The 18,299-nt window shown below is 70.1% G+C and carries 18 protein-coding genes; 2 read left to right on the plus strand and 16 right to left on the minus strand.

Annotated features, from left to right (window positions below; genetic code table 11):
• Nucleotides 1-30: 30 nt before the first annotated feature.
• The 4 genes from trpC to ACWPOC_RS15430 form a co-directional block, all read right to left on the minus strand.
• Nucleotides 31-840, minus strand: a complete 810-nt coding sequence (trpC, locus tag ACWPOC_RS15415; RefSeq protein WP_016696041.1) for an indole-3-glycerol phosphate synthase TrpC — start codon at nucleotides 838-840, stop codon at nucleotides 31-33.
• A 91-nt stretch (nucleotides 841-931) separates the two neighbouring features.
• A complete protein-coding gene (locus ACWPOC_RS15420) occupies nucleotides 932-1,597 on the minus strand; it encodes a TIGR02234 family membrane protein (RefSeq protein ID WP_120283122.1) in 666 nt (221 codons plus the stop codon).
• A complete protein-coding gene (locus tag ACWPOC_RS15425; protein ID WP_024101208.1) occupies nucleotides 1,594-3,177 on the minus strand; it encodes an anthranilate synthase component I in 1,584 nt (527 codons plus the stop codon). The genes ACWPOC_RS15420 and ACWPOC_RS15425 overlap by 4 nt, the downstream gene beginning before the upstream one ends.
• Nucleotides 3,178-3,221: 44 nt before the next feature.
• Nucleotides 3,222-4,010 carry a DODA-type extradiol aromatic ring-opening family dioxygenase gene (locus tag ACWPOC_RS15430; RefSeq protein WP_120283124.1) on the minus strand — a complete coding sequence of 263 codons (789 nt, stop codon included), beginning with the start codon at nucleotides 4,008-4,010 and terminating at the stop codon, nucleotides 3,222-3,224.
• 110 nt (nucleotides 4,011-4,120) lie between these two features.
• Here ACWPOC_RS15430 and ACWPOC_RS15435 point away from each other — a divergent pair, with 110 nt between their 5' ends.
• Entirely contained in the window at nucleotides 4,121-4,606 is a 486-nt protein-coding gene (locus ACWPOC_RS15435; RefSeq protein ID WP_120283125.1) for a MarR family winged helix-turn-helix transcriptional regulator, read from the plus strand.
• A gap of 38 nt (nucleotides 4,607-4,644) precedes the next feature.
• Here the strand turns inward: ACWPOC_RS15435 and ACWPOC_RS15440 are convergent, their stop codons facing one another.
• From ACWPOC_RS15440 to ACWPOC_RS15475, 8 genes are all read right to left on the minus strand, one after another.
• Entirely contained in the window at nucleotides 4,645-5,928 is a 1,284-nt protein-coding gene (locus tag ACWPOC_RS15440) for an acyl-CoA dehydrogenase family protein (RefSeq protein WP_120283126.1), read from the minus strand.
• Nucleotides 5,928-7,061: an acyl-CoA dehydrogenase gene (locus tag ACWPOC_RS15445; RefSeq protein WP_120283127.1), complete on the minus strand. Its 1,134-nt coding sequence runs from the start codon at nucleotides 7,059-7,061 to the stop codon at nucleotides 5,928-5,930. Before ACWPOC_RS15445 ends, ACWPOC_RS15440 begins: the two co-directional genes overlap by 1 nt.
• Nucleotides 7,062-7,171: 110 nt before the next feature.
• On the minus strand, nucleotides 7,172-7,351 hold the full coding sequence (locus ACWPOC_RS15450; RefSeq protein ID WP_060652983.1) for a tautomerase family protein: 180 nt from the start codon (nucleotides 7,349-7,351) through the stop codon (nucleotides 7,172-7,174).
• Nucleotides 7,352-7,438: 87 nt separating this feature from the next.
• A complete protein-coding gene (gene hisI, locus ACWPOC_RS15455) occupies nucleotides 7,439-7,801 on the minus strand; it encodes a phosphoribosyl-AMP cyclohydrolase (RefSeq protein WP_088898423.1) in 363 nt (120 codons plus the stop codon).
• Nucleotides 7,798-8,571, minus strand: coding sequence for an imidazole glycerol phosphate synthase subunit HisF (gene hisF, locus ACWPOC_RS15460; protein ID WP_024101213.1), 774 nt, complete (start codon nucleotides 8,569-8,571; stop codon nucleotides 7,798-7,800). Before hisF ends, hisI begins: the two co-directional genes overlap by 4 nt.
• Nucleotides 8,568-9,410 (minus strand): inositol monophosphatase family protein, encoded by an 843-nt coding sequence (locus ACWPOC_RS15465; RefSeq protein WP_455408934.1) that lies wholly within the window; start codon nucleotides 9,408-9,410, stop codon nucleotides 8,568-8,570. The genes hisF and ACWPOC_RS15465 overlap by 4 nt, the downstream gene beginning before the upstream one ends.
• A 3-nt stretch (nucleotides 9,411-9,413) precedes the next feature.
• Nucleotides 9,414-10,148: a bifunctional 1-(5-phosphoribosyl)-5-((5-phosphoribosylamino)methylideneamino)imidazole-4-carboxamide isomerase/phosphoribosylanthranilate isomerase PriA gene (gene priA, locus ACWPOC_RS15470; protein WP_088898475.1), complete on the minus strand. Its 735-nt coding sequence runs from the start codon at nucleotides 10,146-10,148 to the stop codon at nucleotides 9,414-9,416.
• A 72-nt stretch (nucleotides 10,149-10,220) separates the two neighbouring features.
• Nucleotides 10,221-12,500 (minus strand): excinuclease ABC subunit UvrA, encoded by a 2,280-nt coding sequence (locus ACWPOC_RS15475; protein ID WP_120283128.1) that lies wholly within the window; start codon nucleotides 12,498-12,500, stop codon nucleotides 10,221-10,223.
• A gap of 62 nt (nucleotides 12,501-12,562) precedes the next feature.
• On the opposite strand from ACWPOC_RS15475, the gene ACWPOC_RS15480 reads away from it, so the two are divergent.
• Nucleotides 12,563-13,549 (plus strand): helix-turn-helix transcriptional regulator, encoded by a 987-nt coding sequence (locus ACWPOC_RS15480; RefSeq protein WP_120283129.1) that lies wholly within the window; start codon nucleotides 12,563-12,565, stop codon nucleotides 13,547-13,549.
• A 1-nt stretch (nucleotide 13,550) separates the two neighbouring features.
• Here ACWPOC_RS15480 and ACWPOC_RS15485 read toward each other — a convergent pair whose 3' ends face one another.
• The 4 genes from ACWPOC_RS15485 to ACWPOC_RS15500 all read right to left on the minus strand — a co-directional run bounded on the left by ACWPOC_RS15485 (nucleotide 13,551) and on the right by ACWPOC_RS15500 (nucleotide 18,203).
• Nucleotides 13,551-14,339: an ABC transporter ATP-binding protein gene (locus ACWPOC_RS15485; protein ID WP_120283130.1), complete on the minus strand. Its 789-nt coding sequence runs from the start codon at nucleotides 14,337-14,339 to the stop codon at nucleotides 13,551-13,553.
• Between the two features lies 1 nt (nucleotide 14,340).
• Entirely contained in the window at nucleotides 14,341-15,972 is a 1,632-nt protein-coding gene (locus ACWPOC_RS15490; protein ID WP_120283131.1) for an ABC transporter permease subunit, read from the minus strand.
• The gene (locus ACWPOC_RS15495) at nucleotides 15,969-17,045 is read right to left on the minus strand and encodes an ABC transporter substrate-binding protein (RefSeq protein ID WP_120284361.1); all 1,077 of its coding nucleotides are present in this window, start codon (nucleotides 17,043-17,045) and stop codon (nucleotides 15,969-15,971) included. The genes ACWPOC_RS15490 and ACWPOC_RS15495 overlap by 4 nt, the downstream gene beginning before the upstream one ends.
• Before the next feature lie 78 nt (nucleotides 17,046-17,123).
• The gene (locus tag ACWPOC_RS15500) at nucleotides 17,124-18,203 is read right to left on the minus strand and encodes a 2OG-Fe(II) oxygenase family protein (RefSeq protein ID WP_120283132.1); all 1,080 of its coding nucleotides are present in this window, start codon (nucleotides 18,201-18,203) and stop codon (nucleotides 17,124-17,126) included.
• Between the last annotated feature and the right edge of the window lie 96 nt (nucleotides 18,204-18,299).

Genomic DNA, 18,299 nt, shown 5'->3' on the forward strand with positions numbered 1-18,299 from the left:
TCACGTGGGGGTCCGGACCGGCCGGGACGGTCAGCGTGCCGGCTTGGGGCACGACGGATGCGTGCCCACCGTCACCAGTTCGGCGACTGCCTGGCGCGGATCCCCACTGGTCACCAGTCCCTCTCCGACGAGCACCGCGTCGGCGCCCGCGCCCGCGTACGCGAGCAGATCGGCCGGGCCGCGAACACCCGACTCGGCGATCTTGAGCACGTTGCTGGGCAGGCCCGGCGCGATGCGCGAGAAGGTCGTCTTGTCGACCTCGAGGGTCTTGAGGTTGCGGGCGTTGATCCCGATGACGGTGGCACCGGCTTCGAGGGCGCGGTCGGCCTCCTCTTCGGTGTGCGCCTCGACCAGCGCGGTCATGCCGAGCGACTCGACGCGGTCGATCAGCGCCGTCAGCACGGTCTGCTCGAGTGCCGCGACGATGAGGAGCACGATGTCGGCTCCGTGTGCCCTCGCCTCGTGGATCTGGTAGGGACCGACCACGAAGTCCTTGCGCAGCACGGGAATGCGGACAGCGCGACGGACTGCGTCGAGATCGGCGAGGCTGCCGTGGAATCGGCGTTCCTCGGTGAGAACGCTGATGGCGCGAGCGCCTCCGGACTCGTACGCTGCAGCGAGCTCGGCGGGATCGGCGATGTCGGCGAGAGCACCCTTCGAGGGGCTGGCGCGCTTGACCTCGGCGATGACCGCGATGCCCGGTTCGCGCAGCGCGGCCTTGGCGTCGATCGGCGGGGGCGCGGCCGCGGCCGCAGCCTTGACGGAGGCGAGATCGAGGGCCGCCTCACGGGCGGCGACGTCTGCTCGCACTCCTTCGAGAATCGAATCGAGAACTGTCATCGTGGCTCGAGTCCTTTCCCACCCTGCTCAATCCCGATGTGATCAAGCTCATCGGATCTGTCTAGAAGAGTAGTGAAGTGGTTTACAGCGGTCACCGGCGGGTGTCCGTATCACCCTCGCCACCGTCGTCCGTGGGATCCTCACCTGCATCCAGTGCGTCCCACAGACCGCGTTCGGACAGGGGTTCGTCGTTCTCGGCGCGCCGGGCGACCGCCTCGCGACGTGCTGCCGGGGCGTCGTACTTCGACGACAGTCCGGCCGCCTCGCGCGGGGTGCGCCACAGCGTCACCGCCGCAGCGAGGGCCGCGACGGCGCCGACGATCGCGAGGACGGCCGGCAGCGGATAGGTCTGGACGGCGGTCACGGTCGCGCGGTCGGGCAGCGCGGCGACACCGGCCGCGGTCTCGGGGTCTGCGTCGACGGTGAGCAACCGGACGGCGGGGATCGCGGCCGCGACGGCGACGACCGCGACCACGAGCGAGACGAGACGCAGCGCGAGTCCGCGCACCGCGAAGACGGCGGCGACCGCCGCGAGCAGCACGAGAGCGAGCGGGGTCAGTGCCGCCGCCCAGCGGCCACCCTCGAGGTCGTCGACGCGGTCGATCCCGAGTCCGTCGGACGAGACGGCGGTGACCCACGTCATCCGGCTCGATGCCCACAACAGGGCTGCACCGACCCCGAGCAGCAGGGCGGCGATGACGGTCGGCCGGCGCCGGCGTCCGGTGGTGGGGCCGGCATCCGGCGTCTCCGCGGTCACCGTGCGTCACCGCCGTAGGTGGTGAGGGTGGACGCGGCGGCCACTGCGGCGAGGGCGGACATGGCCTTGTTGCGGGCCTCGGTGTCCTCGGCCTCCGGATCGGAGTCGGCGACGATGCCGGCACCCGCCTGCACGTAGGCGACGCCGTCCTTGACGAGCGCGGAGCGGATCGCGATGGCGGTGTCGGCGTCGCCCGCGAAATCGAGATAGCCGACGATGCCGCCGTAGATGCCACGGCGGGTGGGTTCGAGTTCCTCGATCAGTTCCATCGCGCGCACCTTCGGCGCCCCCGACAGGGTCCCGGCGGGGAAACACGCCGTGACGGCGTCGAGGGCGTGCTTGCCCTCCGCGAGTCTCCCGGTGACCGTGGAGACGAGGTGCATCACGTGGCTGTACCGCTCGATGTGGCGGTAGTCGTGCACCTCGACGGTGCCCGGCGTGCACACCCGGCCGAGATCGTTGCGGCCGAGATCGACGAGCATGAGGTGCTCGGCGTTCTCCTTCTCGTCGTGGACGAGGTCCTTCTCGAGCAGGATGTCCTCCTCCTCGTTCGCGCCGCGCCACCGGGTCCCGGCGATGGGATGGGTGGTGGCCACCCCGTCCGAGACCGTCACGAGCGCCTCCGGGCTCGATCCGACGATCGAGAAGGCCGTCTCGCCGTCCGGCCCGGGGATGTGGAGCAGGAACATGTACGGGCTGGGGTTGGACGCGCGGAGCATCCGGTAGACGTCGATCGGCTCTGCGTCGCAGTCGATCTCGAAGCGCTGAGAGAGCACCACCTGGAAGGCCTCACCGGCCTCGATGTCGCCGATCAGTTTGCGGACGTCCGTGCAGAACGACTCGGTGGTGCGCTGACGGCGGTAGTCGGGTTCGGGCCGCGAGTAGGTCGCGACGGTGGCCGGCGCGGGCGCGGCGAGCGCCGCGGTCATCCGGTCGAGGCGGGCGACGGCGTCGTCGTAGGCCTCGTCGACGCGCTCGTCGGAGCCGTCCCAGTTCACGGCGTTGGCGATGAGCCAGATCATGCCCTCGTGGTGGTCGACGGCCGCGAGGTCGGTGGCCAGCAGCATCACCATCTCGGGGATCTGCAGATCGTCCTCGGCGAGCGTCGGCAGCTTCTCGAGATGACGGACGACGTCGTAGCCGAGATAACCGACCATGCCGCTGGTGAGGGGCGGCAGTCCGTGGATGCGATCGGTGTGGAGCAACTGGAGGGTCTCCCCGAGGACGTCGACGGGGTTGCCACCCGTGGGCGCGCCGGCCGGGACGTTGCCGTACCAGGCGGCGTCGCCGTCGACGACGGTCAGCGCTGCCGGGCTCCCGGCGCCGATGAACGACCACCGCGACCACGACCGGCCGTTCTCCGCCGACTCGAGCAGGAAGGTCCCGGGGCGGTCGGCCGCGAGCTTGCGGTAGGCCGACAGCGGGGTCTCCGCGTCCGCGAGCACCTTGCGGGTCACCGGGACCACGCGGTGCTCGGCGGCCAGCTGGCGGAACTGCTCGCGGGTGGTCGTCGAATCGGAACGGCCGCCACCCGAGGAGTCGGTGGTGGCTGCGGGAATGGTGGTGGGCTCGCCGGACATGGGCCCCATCATCCCAGGGACCTCGTCCGGCTCTGCAGCCGCCGTCAGGCGACCTGGAACGAGCGCTTGGCCAGGCCCATCCAGAAGCCGTCGACGACCTGGTCGATGCCGTGGCCAGGAGCGTCGGAGGCACCGAGGGTGACGAACAGTGGGGCGAAGTGCTCGACCGTCGGATGCGCGTAGGGCATGCCCGGTGCGCGGTGCCGGAAGTCGAGCAGCGCGTCGACGTCGCCGCGCGCGAGCTGCTCGGCGGTCCAGTGGTCGAACTCCGCGGACCAGCCCGGTGCGGGCGCCTCGGGGCGCGGGTCGCGCAGGAAGGGCAGACCGTGCGTGGTGAATCCGGAACCGATGATGAGCACACCCTGCTCGCGCAGCGGCCGCAGTCGTGTGCCCAGGTGCAGCAGGCGTTCCGGATCCAGTGTGGGTAAGGAGATCTGCAGCACCGGGATGTCGGCATCCGGGTACATGACGGTCAGCGGCACGTAGGCACCGTGGTCGAGTCCGCGGTGGGGTTGCTGCACGACCGGTTCGTCGTCGGGCATCAGTGCCGCGACCTGCCGGGCCAGTCCGGGCGCGCCGGGGCTGGTGTAGGTCACCTCGTAGAAACGGCGCGGGAATCCCCCGAAGTCGTACACGAGCGGGGTGCCGGTGGTCGTCGAACCGATGGTCAGTGGAGCGGATTCCCAGTGCGCCGAGACCACGAGGATCGCTGTGGGTCGCGGCAGGTCGGCTGCCCAGCGCTGCAGCTGTGACACCCACAGTTCGCTGTCGACGAGCGGCGGGGCGCCGTGACTGAGGTACAGGGCGGGCGTGGTCGCGGAATCGATGGTCATGACATCCCCTCAAGTTGAAGCTTCAAGTATCATAGAGGAGAACCCGTCGCGCGGCCATGTTCATTCCCCGGCCGGGTGCGACAGCGAGACCGAACGAGCGAGGAGCAGGCATGAGCAACGAGGACCCGCGGTGGCTCGATCCGACGCAGCAGAACGCCTGGCGGGCGCTCGTCTCCGTCGTCACGCGACTGCCGGCCGCGCTCGACACCCAGATGCAACGCGACTCCGACATGACGCACTTCGAGTACTTCGTCCTCGCACTGCTCTCCGAGAACCCCGAGCGCCGACTGCGTCTCAACGCCCTCGCCGCCGAGGCCAACGCGTCGCTGTCGCGGCTCTCGCACGTCGTCACGCGCCTCGAGAAGCGCGGCTGGGTTCGACGCGAACCGGTTCCGGGCAGTCGCGGTTCGTACGCCGTGCTCACCGATGCCGGTTACGACACCGTCGTCGAGGCGGCACCGAGCCACGTCGAGGCGGTGCGCAGGCTCGTGTTCGACGGCCTCGACGACGACCAGGTGCGCGCGCTCGCGCGCCTGGGCTCCGCCCTGGTCGAGCAGATCGACGAGGGGATCGCCGGCGGTATCGGCAAGGCGTGAGCCGCCGCCTCACCCGGCCCACGGCCCTCCCGCGCCCGTCACGTGGCGGGGCGGCTCCGTGGCACGTCCCGGAACGGGATGTTCGGGTCGTGGCTGCGCTCACGCGGCATGCCGAGCACGCGTTCGCTGATGGCGTTGCGCGCCATCTCCGTCGTCCCGCCCGCGATGCACCACACCTGCCGCATCAGATGGTCGACGCCACGTTGCGCGACCGCTCCGTCGGCCTCGTCCCAGGCGGCACCGTTGGCATCGGTGAACTCGTAGCCGATGGTGACGAGCCGGCTCTCCACGACACCGGACATCAGGCGGGCGATGCTCGCGGCCTGGTCCGACATGGTCCGCGTGGCCACGCCCGTGGACACCCGCTGTTCGAGGGACTGCTTGACCAGTTCGAGCATCCGCGCCTCCCCGAGCAGGTCGCGGGCGAGCGGGTCGTCGAGCCGGCCGGCGTCGCGGGCCACGGCGAACAGCTCGGGCATCCGCGAGGCGCCGCGCGAGACCCCCGCCGGGATCGTCGTGTACGGCGAGTTCCGGTACATGCGTTCGTGGAACATCCAGCGGGTGCCCACGGTCCAGCCGTCGTCGACCTCGCCGAGCCGGTCACTGTCGGGGACACGCACGTCGGTCAGGAATTCCTGGCAGAACTCCTTCGAGCCGCTGAGCATCTCGATGCGATGCACCTCGACCGACGGTTGTTTCAGCGGCACCATGAAGACGGTCAGACCCCGGTTCTTCGGGACGTCCCAGTTGGTGCGGGCCAGGCACAGCGCCCAGTCCGACCACCATGCACCGGTGGTCCAGATCTTCGATCCGTTGAGGATCCAGTCCTCACCGTCGCGGACCGCAGTGGTGACGGCGGCGGCGACGTCGGATCCGCCGCTGGGTTCGGAGAGCATCTGCATCCACAGTTCCTCGCCCTTCAGGATGGCGGGGATGTGGCGGCGCTTCTGTTCCTCGGTCCCGAATTCGAGCAGCACCGCGGCGCACGGCACGAAGGTGGGTACCTGCAGGCGGGACGGATATTCGTAGCCGGCGAGTTCCTCGTCGAACACCTGCTGGTAGGCGCGCGGCAACCCCTGCCCGCCGTACTCGCGGGGAAAGCAGATGCCGGCGAAGCCCGCGTCGAACATTGCCCGCTGGATGTCGCGCTCACGCCGGACGAGGGCCAGTTCCTCCTCGTCGGACGCTTCGGGGCGGAGCACCCCGATGTAGGCCGCGGAGTCGGAGCGGTCCAGGTTGGCGTCGATCCACGCCCGTGCCCGCGCCCGGAACTCGTCGAGCGTCTCGGTCACGTCGGTCCTGTCCGAGGTGTCGAGGGTCATCAGGATGCCTCCCGGAGTTCGACGATGTCGGCGAGACGGGCACGATGTTCGGCCGGGGTGCCGAAGCCGGAGCGGTTCGCGGCCGCGCGTCGCGCATAGAGGTGCAGATCGTGTTCGTAGGTCACGCCGATCCCGCCGTGGATCTGGATGCAGTCCTGTACCAGCTCGCTGCCGTACTGCCCTATGTAGGCCTTTGCGGCGCAGAGGAGTTCGTCCGCATCGGGGCTCGATGTCGCGACCGCTCCGGCCGCCCGGTCGGCGATGGCATGACTCGCCTCGAGCCAGGTCTTCATGTCGGCGAACCGGTGCTTGAGTTCCTGATAGGACGCGAGCGGGCGACCGAAGGCATAGCGGTCGAACGCCCACGCGACGGTGAGGTCGAAGACCGCTTGCAGCGCTCCGACGGATTCGGCGGCGGAGATGACGAGCGCGGCCCGCCGGGCGCGGGCGGCGTCGTCCGCTCCCCTGCCGGGTTCGCCGACGACGGAGCTCAGCGGCACGCGCACCTCGTCGAAGTGGACCGCGGCGTAGCGCCGCGTGACGTCGATCGACTGCAGTGGTGTGACCGTCACTCCGTCCGTGTGGCGGGGCACGAGCACGTTCGTCACGTCCTGACCGGTCCGACCGGTCACGAGCAGGAGCTCGGCGGTGGCACCGGCTTCGACGGGGCGTTTGGTGCCGGTGACGACCACCTCGTCGCCGTCGATCCGGATCTCGACGGGCGCGGTGGCGGTCCGGCTGCCGGCGCGCGGTTCGTCCAGGCACCAGGCTGCGGTGGCGCTGCCGGCGAGCAGCGCCACCAGCGCTTCCTCGTGGTCGTTCCCGTATCGGCCGAGCATCTCCGCGGCGACGTTCGTCGGACACAGCGGGCCGGGGGCGGCGTGACGCCCGAACTCATGCGCGACCAGCGTGAGATCGACGAGACCGAGACCGCTCAGCGATCCTCCGCCGTGGTCCTCGTCGACGAGCAGACCGGTCCATCCGAGTTCGGCTCCGGCGCGCCAGTAGTCGGCTGCGAAGCCGTCCGGATCGTCGCGGAGGCGGCGGATCCCGTCCGGCGGCACCTTCTCTGCGAGGAACCGTGCCGTGGTGTCGCGGAAGAACCCCTGATCCGGATTCGGATCCAACAACATGCGTGCCCCTTCACCCGTCGTCAGAACATAGCGCTCTCGATACAGAGAACACTATTCTCATCCGATGCGAAAGGGGTACGCGAGGACGGCCTCGGGTGGACCGAGTCGGTTCAGCCGAGCGGAGTTCCGCCCACACCCCAATTCTCGCGGGGCACCTCGGTGATCGTCACCCACACCGACGACGGATTCTTGCCCGATGCCTCGGCGTACGCGCGGGTGACCGCGGCGATCACCTCGGCCTTCTGCTCGTCGGACAGGCCCGGCGTCTGACTGATCTGGATGAGAGGCATGCGGGCATTCTCGCAGCCCGTCGCACGGCCCGCCGATCGGTCCTGCCGTCCGCCCCACGAGATGTCGTGCGAACGGACGACCTCGGGTTACTCGGCGATCTGCGGTGCCTCGAGCAGGATGTCGGTGTCGAAGCAGGTGTGCGTGCCGGTGTGGCAGGCGGCGCCGACCTGGTCGACGACGAGCAGCACCGTGTCGCCGTCGCAGTCGAGGCGCACCTCGTGCACGTACTGGGTGTGCCCGGACGTCTCGCCCTTGACCCAGTACTGCTGCCGCGACCGCGAGTAGTAGGTGGCCTTGCGAGTCGCGAGGGTGCGGGCGAGCGCCTCGTCGTCCATCCACGCCATCATCAGCACGGCGCCGGTGGCCCGCTCCTGCACGACGGCGGCGAACAGGCCGTCGTCGTTGCGCTTGAGCCGGGCGGCGATCGCCGGATTCAGGATGCCGCTCATCGGACCGTGATCCCTTCCACGCGCATCGCGTCCTTGACCTGACCGATGGTCAGCTCCCGGAAGTGGAAGACGCTCGCGGCGAGCACCGCGTCGGCGCCGGCCTGCACGGCGGGTGCGAAGTGCTCGACGGCACCGGCACCACCGGAGGCGATGACGGGCACGTGCACATCCTTGCGCACGGCCTCGATCATCTTCAGGTCGAAACCGTTCTTGGTGCCGTCGGCGTCCATCGAGTTGAGCAGGATCTCGCCGACGCCGAGTTCCTCGCCGCGCCGGGCCCACTCGACCGCGTCGATGCCCGTCCCGCGACGACCACCGTGCGTGGTGACCTCCCAGCCGCTCGGCGTGGGTTCCTGTCCTGCGGGCACGGTGCGCGCGTCGACCGACAGCACGATGCACTGCGACCCGAACCGCTCGGACATCTCGCGCAGCACCTCGGGCCGGGCGATGGCCGCGGTGTTCACCGAAACCTTGTCGGCGCCGGCGCGCAGCAGACGATCGACGTCCTCGACGGTGCGGACGCCGCCTCCGACCGTGAGCGGGATGAACACCTGCTCGGCGGTGCGCGTGACGACGTCGAGCATGGTGCCGCGGTCGCCGCTCGACGCCGTGACATCGAGGAAGGTCAGTTCGTCGGCGCCCTGTTCGTTGTAGAGGGCGGCGAGCTCGACCGGATCACCCGCATCGCGCAGGTTCTCGAAGTTGACACCCTTGACCACCCGCCCCGCATCCACGTCGAGGCACGGGATGACCCGCACGGCCAGCGTCATGTTCGATCTCCTTCGGAACCCAACTGCTCGGCCACGGACTGTTCCGTCGCCGACTGCACAATCTCCAGTATCTCGCCGTGCACTCCGGGCGCTGCAGCGACCACCGATCCGGACCCGATCCGCCAGGGCCGGCCCGCGAAGTCGGTGGCGATGCCCCCGGCGGCCCGCACGAGTGCGACACCGGCGGCGTTGTCCCAGGGATGGTGGCCGAACACGACGGCACCGCCGATCGCGCCTCCCGCGGTGAACGCGAGGTCGGCGCCGGTGGAGCCGTGCATCCGCAACCGGGCGACGCGCCGGCTCAGCTCGGTGATGACGGCGAGACGCCGGGTGCCGGGCACCCGACCGCGACTGTCGATGTCGAAACTGCCGACCGCGATCATCACGTCCTCGAGCCGCGCCGGCCGCAGCGGTGCGGTGGGTTCGCCGTTCACGAGCAGCGGCCCGTCGGCGATTCCCGCGAAGCGCTGATTCGTCAGCGGCAGCCACGTGAGGCCGAGGACCGGTTCGCCGTCCTCGACGAGAGCGAGGAGGATCCCGGCCATCGGCAGCCCGGCGGAGTAGTTGATGGTGCCGTCGATCGGGTCGAGCAACCAGACGGTGCCCTCCCCCGCGGACGGGCCGCCGAACTCCTCACCGTGCACGGGGATACCGGTGCGCTCGGCGAGGGCACCGGAGATCCGCCGTTCGAGTTCGAGATCGAGATCGGTCGCGAAATCGTTCGGTCCCTTGTCGACGGAGCGCGGCGCACCGTGCCCGGCGACGAACCGTTCCGCGACCTCGTCGAGTACACCGCTCGCGACGGCGAGCAGCCGGTTCAGGTCTGCGGGATCGGCCATGGGTCAGCGCGAGACGGCGTCGAGCGCCTCGGTCAGCGTGAATCGGCCCGCGTAGAGCGCCTTTCCGATGATGGCGCCTTCGACGCCCTCATCGGTGAGCGTCGCGATGGCACGCAGGTCGTCGACGGTCGAGACGCCGCCGGAGGCGACGACCGGAGAGTCGGTGGCCGCGCACACCTCGCGGAGCAGGTCGAGGTTGGGGCCGGAGAGGGTGCCGTCCTTGGTGACGTCGGTGACGACGTAGCGCGAGCAGCCGTCGCGTTCGAGACGCTCGAGCACCTCCCACAGATCGCCGCCGTCGGAGACCCAGCCGCGGCCGCGCAGCCGCCACTGGCCGTCGAGAAACTTGACGTCGAGCCCCACGGCGATCCGGTCGCCGAACTCGCCGATGACGCGCGAGCACCACTCGGGATTCTCGATCGCGGCGGTGCCGAGGTTGACGCGGGCACAGCCGGTCGCGAGGGCCGCGGCGAGGGTCTCGTCGTCGCGGATTCCGCCCGACAGCTCGACCTTCACGTCGAGTTCGCCGACGACGTCGGCGAGAAGCGCACGGTTGTCGCCGCGGCCGAACGCCGCGTCGAGATCGACCATGTGCACCCATTCGGCGCCGGCGTTCTGCCATTCGAGGGCGGCGTCACGGGGCGAACCGTAGCCGGTCTCGCTGCCCGCCTCTCCCTGAACGAGGCGAACTGCTTCACCGTTGACGACGTCGACTGCGGGCAAAAGGACCAGGCTCACTGCGTACACATTAGTGCCTGTACCTGTGACATCACCAAACGCGTGGCCGGGGCGTCAGGAAAGCGCCGTGCGTCACGCCGACCGTGCCGCGTCGAGGGCCCGGCAGGTCGGGGTCGGACGGCCGGCGTACTCGTCGACGGGACCCTCGTACAGCACGGTTCCGCCGTGCCGTCCCGGTCCCGGTCCGAGGTCGACGATGTGGTCGGCGTGCCGGATCACGTCGAGGTGGTGTTCGATGACGACGACGGTGTGCCCTCGGTCGACGAGGTCGTCGAAGACGCACAGGAGGGTGCCGACGTCCTCGGCGTGCAGGCCGGTGGTCGGCTCGTCGAGGACGTAGAGGGTCGGCGTCTTCACTCGTCCGAGTTCCTTGGCGATCTTCACCCGTTGACACTCGCCACCGGAGAGCGTGTCGAGCGACTGTCCGAGGCGGAGGTAGTCGAGGCCCACCCCGGCGAGCGCACTCAGTCGACGTGCGATCTCCGGGTGCGGCAGTTCCTCGATGGCGCGACCGACGGTGAGGTCGTCGACATCGGCGATCGACAGGCCGTTCACGGTGTGCCCGAGCACCTCGGCGGTGAACCGGCGGCCGTGGCAGGTGTCGCAGACGACCTCGCGTCCGTCCATGAAGGCGAGGTCGATGTACACGACACCGGCCCCCGTGCAGGTCGGGCACGCACCCGCCGAGTTCGCGCTGAACAGGCTCGCCGGCACACCGTTGTGTTCGGCGAACATCCGCCGCAGGGTGGGTGCGATGCCGGTGTAGGTGATCGGGGTGGAGCGGCGATTGGTGCTCACCGGCCGCTGGTCGATCACCGTAGCGTCGTACTGATCGACGAGTTCGCCTGCGAGACTGGACTTTCCCGACCCAGCGACGCCGGTGAACACGGTGAGCACGCCGGTGGGGATCCGCACCGTCAGGTCGCGGAGGTTGTTGCGACACGCACCGGCGATCGTGAGACGGCCGGTCGCCTCGCGGGCGGGGTGACCGCGGCCGATGTCGCGCCGCAGCGATCGGCCGGTGGGAGTGTCGGCCGTTCGGAGCCGGTCGAAAGTGCCCTGGAAGACGAGGCGACCACCGGACGAGCCCGCACCGGGACCGATCTCGATCACCTGGTCGGCACGGGCCATCACGCTCGGGTCGTGTTCGACGACGAGGACGGTGTTGCCGCTGTCACGGAGCCGTTCGAGGAGGTCGATCATCGTCTCCACGTCGGCGGGATGCAGACCGACCGTCGGTTCGTCGACGACATAGGTCATCTCCGTCAGGCTCGACCCGAGGTGCCGGACCAACTTGATCCGTTGCGATTCGCCGCCCGAGAGCGTGGTGGTCGCCCGGGCGAGCGCGAGATAGCCGAGGCCGATCGTCACCATCGCCTCGAGACGGCCCACCAGTGCGGACACCACAGGTGCGGCGCGCGAGTCGTCGATCGTGCGCACGAATTCGAGCAGCTCGATGATCTCGAGGCGGGACAGCTCCCCGATCGTGCGGCCGCGAAGGGTGACCGCCCGCGCGGCCGCGTTCAGCCGTTCTCCGGCGCAGTCCGGGCACGTCTCGGCGCGGGTGAAACGTCGGATGACGTCCTGTTTGCGTTCGGAGAGGTTGTCGGAGGTGTGCAGGTGGATGCGCTCGAACCTCTCGACGACGCCCTCGTATCCGTCCGGCGGTTTGTGGCCCAGCGCCGCTGCGGCCTCGCCGCCGTAGAGCAGTGCCTCCCGCTCGGCGGGCTTCCACTCGCGCAGGGGTGTGTCCGCGTCGAAGGAACCGATGTCGGCGTACTGGGAGTACCAGTACCCACCGTTGCCGAAGCCGGGCACCAGGATCGCGCCCTCGGCGAGGGACCTGTCGAGATCGAGGAACCGCTGGACGGCACTGACGACGATCTCGCCGAGCCCGGAGCAGGTCGGGCACATCCCGGTGGGGTCGTTGAACGAGAAGCGGTTCGACTCCCCGAGGACGGGTGTGCCCACCCGGGAATACAGCAGCCGCAGATAGGTCCAGGTGTCGGTGATGGTGCCGACCGTCGAGCGGGCGTTGCCGCCGAGGCGGCGCTGGTCGACGACGATCACCGGCGTCAGACCGTCGATGTGGTCGACGTCGGGTCGTGTCCACTTCGGCAACCGATTGCGCGTGAACGGCGGGTACGTCTCGTTGAGCTGGTAGCCGGCCTCCGCGGCGATCGTGTCGAAGACGAGCGACGACTTCCCGGAGCCGGACACCCCGACGATCACCACGAGCCGGTTGCGCGGAACGGTCAGATCGACGTCGGCCAGGTTGTGGGTGCGGGCGCGACGGATCGTGATGGCGCGGCCTCGCACTGCCGCCTCGGTGGTCGTGACGGTGGTGGTCATGGATTCGACGCTACGACCGGTTGCGGCCGGATCCTGACCGCAACCGGTGGGAGGATGACGGCATGGCGGACGTCACCGAGCGGATGCTCGCGTTGTTGTCGATCCTGCAGACCGGACGCGCGATCGGCGGGGACGAGCTGGCCCGGCGGCTGCAGGTGAGCCGCCGGACGCTCCGCCGCGACGTCGACCGGCTGCGCGGCTACGGATATCCCGTCGAAACCCGCTCCGGGCCCGGCGGTTTCTACCGTCTCGCGTCGGGACGTTCGATGCCGCCGCTGGTGCTCGACGACGACGAGGCCGTCGCGGTGCTGCTGGGGCTCGGCGCTCTCGCCGCGACCGGGCCGGCCGAAGGCGGACTGGACGACGCTGCCACCCGCGCCTACGGCAAGCTCGACCAGTTCCTGCCCGCGCGGCTGCGCCCGCGGGTCGCGGCCGTCCGCAGCGCGGTGGAGACGAGTGCGCTGCAGGCGCCCAGCGTGTCGGCGGAGCTGCTCGGCTCCGTGGCGGAGGCGATCGCGCGGTGCGACACGCTCACCTTCGACTACGTCGACGCGCAGGGCTCGCCGACCTCGCGCAGGGTCGAGCCGTACCGGCAGGTCCACCACCTGCTGCGGTGGTACCTCCTCGGATGGGACGTCGATCGCGAGGACTGGCGGGTCTTCCGCCTCGATCGTGTGCGCGACCTGCTCCGCACCGGCCGACGGTTCGCACCCCGCCGACTTCCCGCCGGGTCCGCCACGGAATACCTGCGGCAAGGGCTCCGGCAGGGGCGGACACCGGTGCACCTGGACGTGGCGGCCTCGGCCACGCACGTCGCCGACGCGCTGAAGTACCAGGACGCCGAGATCCGGCCGACGGGTGACGACCGGACCGAGGTGCACCTCGCGGTCGAGTCGTGGCAGTGGCTCGTCCTCGCGCTCGCCACCCTCGACGCCGACGTCCGGATGCGCGCGGACCCGGAGATCGTCCGGGCCTGCGCGGTGTTCGCCGATCGTCTGCGCGCGGCGGCGCAGGACGTCGTCGTCCCCTCCGAGGAGCGCGCGAGGTGAATCAGGGCGCGGCCGGAGCGAGAAGATCGTCGGACGAGAACAACGCGTCCGAGATCTCGTCGCACAGGCGATGGAACGCCGGGGTGCGCTTGATTTCCGGCAGGCGCGGGCGTGGCAGGTCGATCTCGAAGTCCGCGCGGATGCGGCCCGGCCGCGCCGACATCAGCAGCACCCGATCGGCGAGGAAGACCGCCTCCTCGATGGAATGCGTGATGAGCAGGGTGGTCGTCGCGCGGCGGGTCCAGATCTCCTGCAGCAGACCGTTGAGGTTCTGCCGGGTCATGTCGTCGAGCGCGCCGAACGGCTCGTCGAGCAGCAGGATGTCCGGCTCCGAGACGAGTGCCCGCGCGATGGAGGCGCGCTGTCGCATCCCGCCCGACAGGTGGGCGGGGCGGGCATCGGCGAAGTCGCCGAGCCCGACGAGCCGCACGAGTTCGGCGACGAGCTCGGGGTCCGAACGGCCGGCCGCTGCGAGCGGCAGGGCAACGTTCGCGGCGACCGACCGCCACGGCAGCAGCGCCGGGTCCTGGAAGGCGATGCCCACGCCGTGACGGCGGCGCACGACGTCGGGGTCCTCCCCCGCGACCTTCACGCTCCCGGTGGTGGAAGTGTCGAGGCCGGCGAGCATGCGCAGCAGGGTGGACTTGCCGCAGCCGGACGGGCCGACGATCGCGGTGAACGAACCAGGCGGGGCGTCGAACGAGACGTCGGTGAGCGCCTCGACGGGACCGGTACGGCCGTCGAAGAACTTGTGGACCGCCGAGACGGAGATGCCCGGGGTGCTCTGCATGTCAATCTCCCATCCGTGCCAACACCCAGGACTCCAGGGCGGTCACGATCGTGTAGGCGGCGATCATCGTCAGGGTGCACACCACGACCGCCGCCCACAGCTGGTCGTACGCGAAGGTGGTGGTCGAGCGCAGCATCAGGTAACCGAGACCGGTTCCGGTGGCGAGCCATTCGACGAGCAGGGCACCGACGACCGCGGCCGGAACCGCGATCCGCGCGGCGGCGAGCAGCGCGGGCAGGGCGGCGGGGACCTGGGCGCACAGGAAGGTGCGGGTCGCGCTCGCGCCGCTCGCGGCGAACACGTCGGTGACGCTGCTCGGCACCGCCCGCACAGCGGCCAGCGTCATGACGAGCGTCGGGAAGAAGGTGACCGCGCCGCAGATCGCCGCGGCCGTGAACAGCCCTCGACCGAAGACGATCATGAACATCGGGGTGAAGACTCCGAGGGGCACCGACTGCAGCACGATCGCCGGAGGCATCGCCACGTATTCGAGGGCCGGGACGCGCACCAGCACCGCGACCAGCAGCAGCGCCGCGACGGTGCCGGCGAGGTAACCGACCGCCGCGAACGACAGGGTCTGTCCGAGGGCGTCGAACACCACCGCGCGATGGTCCGCGGCGCGGTCGCCGGCGAAGAGGAACTGTGCGACGTCCGCGGGTGTCTTGGCCACCATCGGGCTCGGCTGCAGCAGTTCGACGGCCGCCCACCACACCGCGAGGGTCACCGTCACGGCGGCGACGAGTCCCCCGATCACTCCGAGGAATCGTCGCCGTCCCGTCACGGTCCGAGTGTCCGGGCCGAAGGTGACCGAGGCGGTGGAGACGGTCGCGGCCCACGGTGAGGTCCACCGGTTCACCAATGCGGGGACGGCGTAGGCGATGCCGGCCACGGCGGTCGCGGCGAGCGCCAGCGCCCAGGTCAGCGGCACGTTCAGCTGCTGCTGGGCGGTCATCATAGCGGGGCCGAGACCTTCCGAGCCGCCGAGATATTCGCCGATGATCGCGCCGAGCACCGCCGCGGGACCGGCGATGCGCAGGCTCGCGAGCAGGCTCGGCAGGCCGGCGCGGATTCGGGCGAAGCGCAGTTCGGCGCCGAGCCCACCGCCGGTCGCGCGGACGACGTCGAGCACGGTCGGGCTCACCGCGCGCAGACCGACGACCGTGCCCACGACGGTGGTGAGGACGACGCCGAGCGCTGAGATGACGATCTTCGGGGTGTCGCCGTCGAGGAGCACGTACAGCACGGGCCCGATCGCGAGGGCGGGCAGGAACGACACGACGGCGGCCAGTCGCAGGACGGACGCCTCGAGTCGCGGCACGACGAGCACGAACACCCCGAGTGCCACCGCGACCGCGTTGCCGGCGAGCCAGCCGAGCGCGGCGACGCGTGTGGTCGACAGGGTGTTGGCCACGATGAGATCACCGTTGTCGACGAAGGCGCCGAGTACGGCCGCCGGGGTCGGGATCAGGGCCGGACGGGCCACGGCGAGCAGGGTCCACACGAGCAGCAGTCCCGCGAAGCCGAGCGCGCCGGACACGAGCCGGCGGTCGGGCCGGAAGCGGGTGCCTCGCCGGACGGGTGGCGCGCTCGGCATGCGCGCCGGTGTCACCGGACCGGCGACGACGGTGCTCATTCGTCGATCGCGACGTCGGCGAGCGCCGTCGCGAGGTCGGGTCGCGCGTCGTAGACCTCGGCCAGCACCGACAGGTCGAACAGCTCGTCGGCTGAGATGTCGAGGCCGGAGGTGGCGAGGGTCGCGAGGTTCTGGGCGACGAGATCGTCGGTGACGGTCATCAGGCCGGAGCTGCGGGTGTCGTCGGTGACGATCAGGCCGTTCTGGATGCGGGCGATCTCCGTCTGGACGGCGAGGTCGAGACCGAGATCGGGCGCGTAGGAGTCGATCGTGATCGATGCGGCGCGTTCGGGATCGGTGATCGCGGCGATCCATCCCTCGATCTCGGCGGTGAGGCACTTGACGAGGTCGGTGCGACGCTCCCCCGACAGTGTCGACTCGTCGGCGACGTACACCTGCGCGACGAGCGGGTAGCCGTTGTCGGCGAGGAGCAGCGTCTCGACGTCGTAGCCGGCGGCGGCGAGGGTGACGGGTTCGTTGGTGACGAAGGAGAACCAGCCGTCGACCTCCCCCTGGGTCAACGGCGAGGGGTCGAACTGGACGGGCACGGTGGTCACCGATGCCGGGTCGATGCCGGCTCCTTCGAGGAAGGCCGTCCACACCGTCTCGTTGACAGCCTGCACGCCGATGGTGCGGCCGACGAGATCCTGCGGAGTCCGGATCGGTGCGCTCCCCAGGGACGTCACGGCGTACGGGTTCTTCTGGTAGAGCGCGCCGACGATCTTCACCGCCGCTCCCCCCTCGAGCCGGGCGGTGGCGACCTGGTCCGGGGTCGAGGCCACGCCGAGCAGTGCCTTGCCGACCCCGACGTCGAGGGGTGTGGGGGTCGCGGTCGGGCCGCCTTCGAGCAGCTCCACCGTCTCGATGCCCTGGGCGGCGTAGAAACCGTCGGCGATCGCGAGGTAGGTGCCGGCGAAGGACACCGAGTGGGTGTAGGACAGCCGGAACGCGACGGATCCCTCGCTGCCGGTAGCGCTGTCGCTGTCGCCGGAGCAGGCGGTGAGCAGCGTGGATCCGGCGCCGAGCAGGATCAGTCCGCCGAGGGAGCGGGCAAGGAACGCACGTCGGGGCATGGTCGTCACGGGATGGACTCCTGGGGAGAACCGCCGGCGGGGGGACCGGCGATAGGACGGGGGTGGGGCGAGGACAGCTCAGGCGGTGAGACCGACGACCTTGTACTCGAGATATTCACCGGAGTGCACCGGTTCGTGGGCGGGCGGGGTGGTGGCGTCGGTGCACGAGGGCAGGCACTCGATGACCGCGGACCAGTTGGGGGTATGGAAGAACGGCATCGAGATGCGTTCGCGGTCCCACTTCTCCGGCGGCGGGGGCAGGATCCGGTGGTGGGTGGAGACCCAGCGGTTGTTGGTCCAGATCGCCATGAGGTCACCGATGTTCACGACGAACGAGTTCTCGATGAACGGCACGTCCACCCACTCGCCGGTGGACCGGTCGACGACCTGCAGGCCTCCCTCCTCGTCCTGGTACAGGATCGTGAGGGTGCCGGAATCAGTGTGCGGGAACTTGCGGAACTGTCCTTCCACCGGGGGCGTGGTGATGGGCGGGTAGTAGTTGGCGCACAGGTTGGTGAGGTGGTTGTCGAACAGTCCGTCGAAGTAGTGCTCGTCGAGTTCGAGGCCGAGCGCGAAGAAGCGCATGACCTCGAGGGCGAGGTGTTCGAGTTCGCCGTAGTACTCGAGCCAGGCCGGGCGGAAGTCCTCGAGGCCGGCGAGGTCGGGCCAGCGGTTGGGCCGCGTCCACACCTCGGCACCCTCGGCGAGTTCGGCGGTGTCGGGCACGCCCGGCTCCCCCGCCCGATTCATCGTGAACAGCTCGCACAGGTCCGGCGGCGAGTCGAGGCCGGTCGCGAGACCGTCGGCGCTGGCGCCGTCGCGCCCCTTCGTGCTGACGCGGCCCTCGTGGAACAGGCGCAGGCCGCGCAGGGTCACGTCGCCGGGGGGTGCGACGAGATGACGTCGCTGCTCGAGGGGCACGTGGAAGAAGCGGCGGGTGGCGTCGAGGACCCGGCCGATGAGGCCGCGGTCGATGCCATGGCCGGAGAGAACGAAGAATCCCGATGTGCGGCAGGCCTTGTCGAGGGCACGGCCGACCGCGGCGCGGGCGTCGGGGTCTCCGGTGAGGGCGAGCGACAGGTCGATCCGGGGGATGTATCCGTCGAGGAGGACCGGGGAGTCGACGACGGATGCGGAGGTGGGGCCGGCTTGGGTCACTCGTTCATCGTTGGGCACGTCGATGACGAATATTGTTGCGTAGATTAACTACAGGTAACCGATTTGTCCGATTTCGTAGCGGCTGCGTTACGAAGC

It is taken from the genome of Rhodococcus sp. 5G237 (assembly GCF_053764735.1).

Coding starts and splice junctions, on each gene's coding strand:
- ACWPOC_RS15485 (WP_120283130.1), bottom strand. CDS start 14,339: ATGCAGAGCACCCCGGGCATCTCCGTCTCGGCGGTCCACAAGTTCTTC.
- ACWPOC_RS15480 (WP_120283129.1), top strand. CDS start 12,563: ATGGCGGACGTCACCGAGCGGATGCTCGCGTTGTTGTCGATCCTGCAG.
- ACWPOC_RS15435 (WP_120283125.1), top strand. CDS start 4,121: ATGAGCAACGAGGACCCGCGGTGGCTCGATCCGACGCAGCAGAACGCC.
- hisI (WP_088898423.1), bottom strand. CDS start 7,801: ATGAGCGGCATCCTGAATCCGGCGATCGCCGCCCGGCTCAAGCGCAAC.
- ACWPOC_RS15495 (WP_120284361.1), bottom strand. CDS start 17,045: ATGCCCCGACGTGCGTTCCTTGCCCGCTCCCTCGGCGGACTGATCCTG.
- hisF (WP_024101213.1), bottom strand. CDS start 8,571: ATGACGCTGGCCGTGCGGGTCATCCCGTGCCTCGACGTGGATGCGGGG.
- ACWPOC_RS15490 (WP_120283131.1), bottom strand. CDS start 15,972: ATGAGCACCGTCGTCGCCGGTCCGGTGACACCGGCGCGCATGCCGAGC.
- ACWPOC_RS15445 (WP_120283127.1), bottom strand. CDS start 7,061: ATGTTGTTGGATCCGAATCCGGATCAGGGGTTCTTCCGCGACACCACG.
- ACWPOC_RS15425 (WP_024101208.1), bottom strand. CDS start 3,177: ATGTCCGGCGAGCCCACCACCATTCCCGCAGCCACCACCGACTCCTCG.
- trpC (WP_016696041.1), bottom strand. CDS start 840: ATGACAGTTCTCGATTCGATTCTCGAAGGAGTGCGAGCAGACGTCGCC.
- ACWPOC_RS15465 (WP_455408934.1), bottom strand. CDS start 9,410: ATGGCCGATCCCGCAGACCTGAACCGGCTGCTCGCCGTCGCGAGCGGT.
- ACWPOC_RS15430 (WP_120283124.1), bottom strand. CDS start 4,010: ATGACCATCGATTCCGCGACCACGCCCGCCCTGTACCTCAGTCACGGC.
- ACWPOC_RS15450 (WP_060652983.1), bottom strand. CDS start 7,351: ATGCCTCTCATCCAGATCAGTCAGACGCCGGGCCTGTCCGACGAGCAG.
- ACWPOC_RS15475 (WP_120283128.1), bottom strand. CDS start 12,500: ATGACCACCACCGTCACGACCACCGAGGCGGCAGTGCGAGGCCGCGCC.
- ACWPOC_RS15440 (WP_120283126.1), bottom strand. CDS start 5,928: ATGACCCTCGACACCTCGGACAGGACCGACGTGACCGAGACGCTCGAC.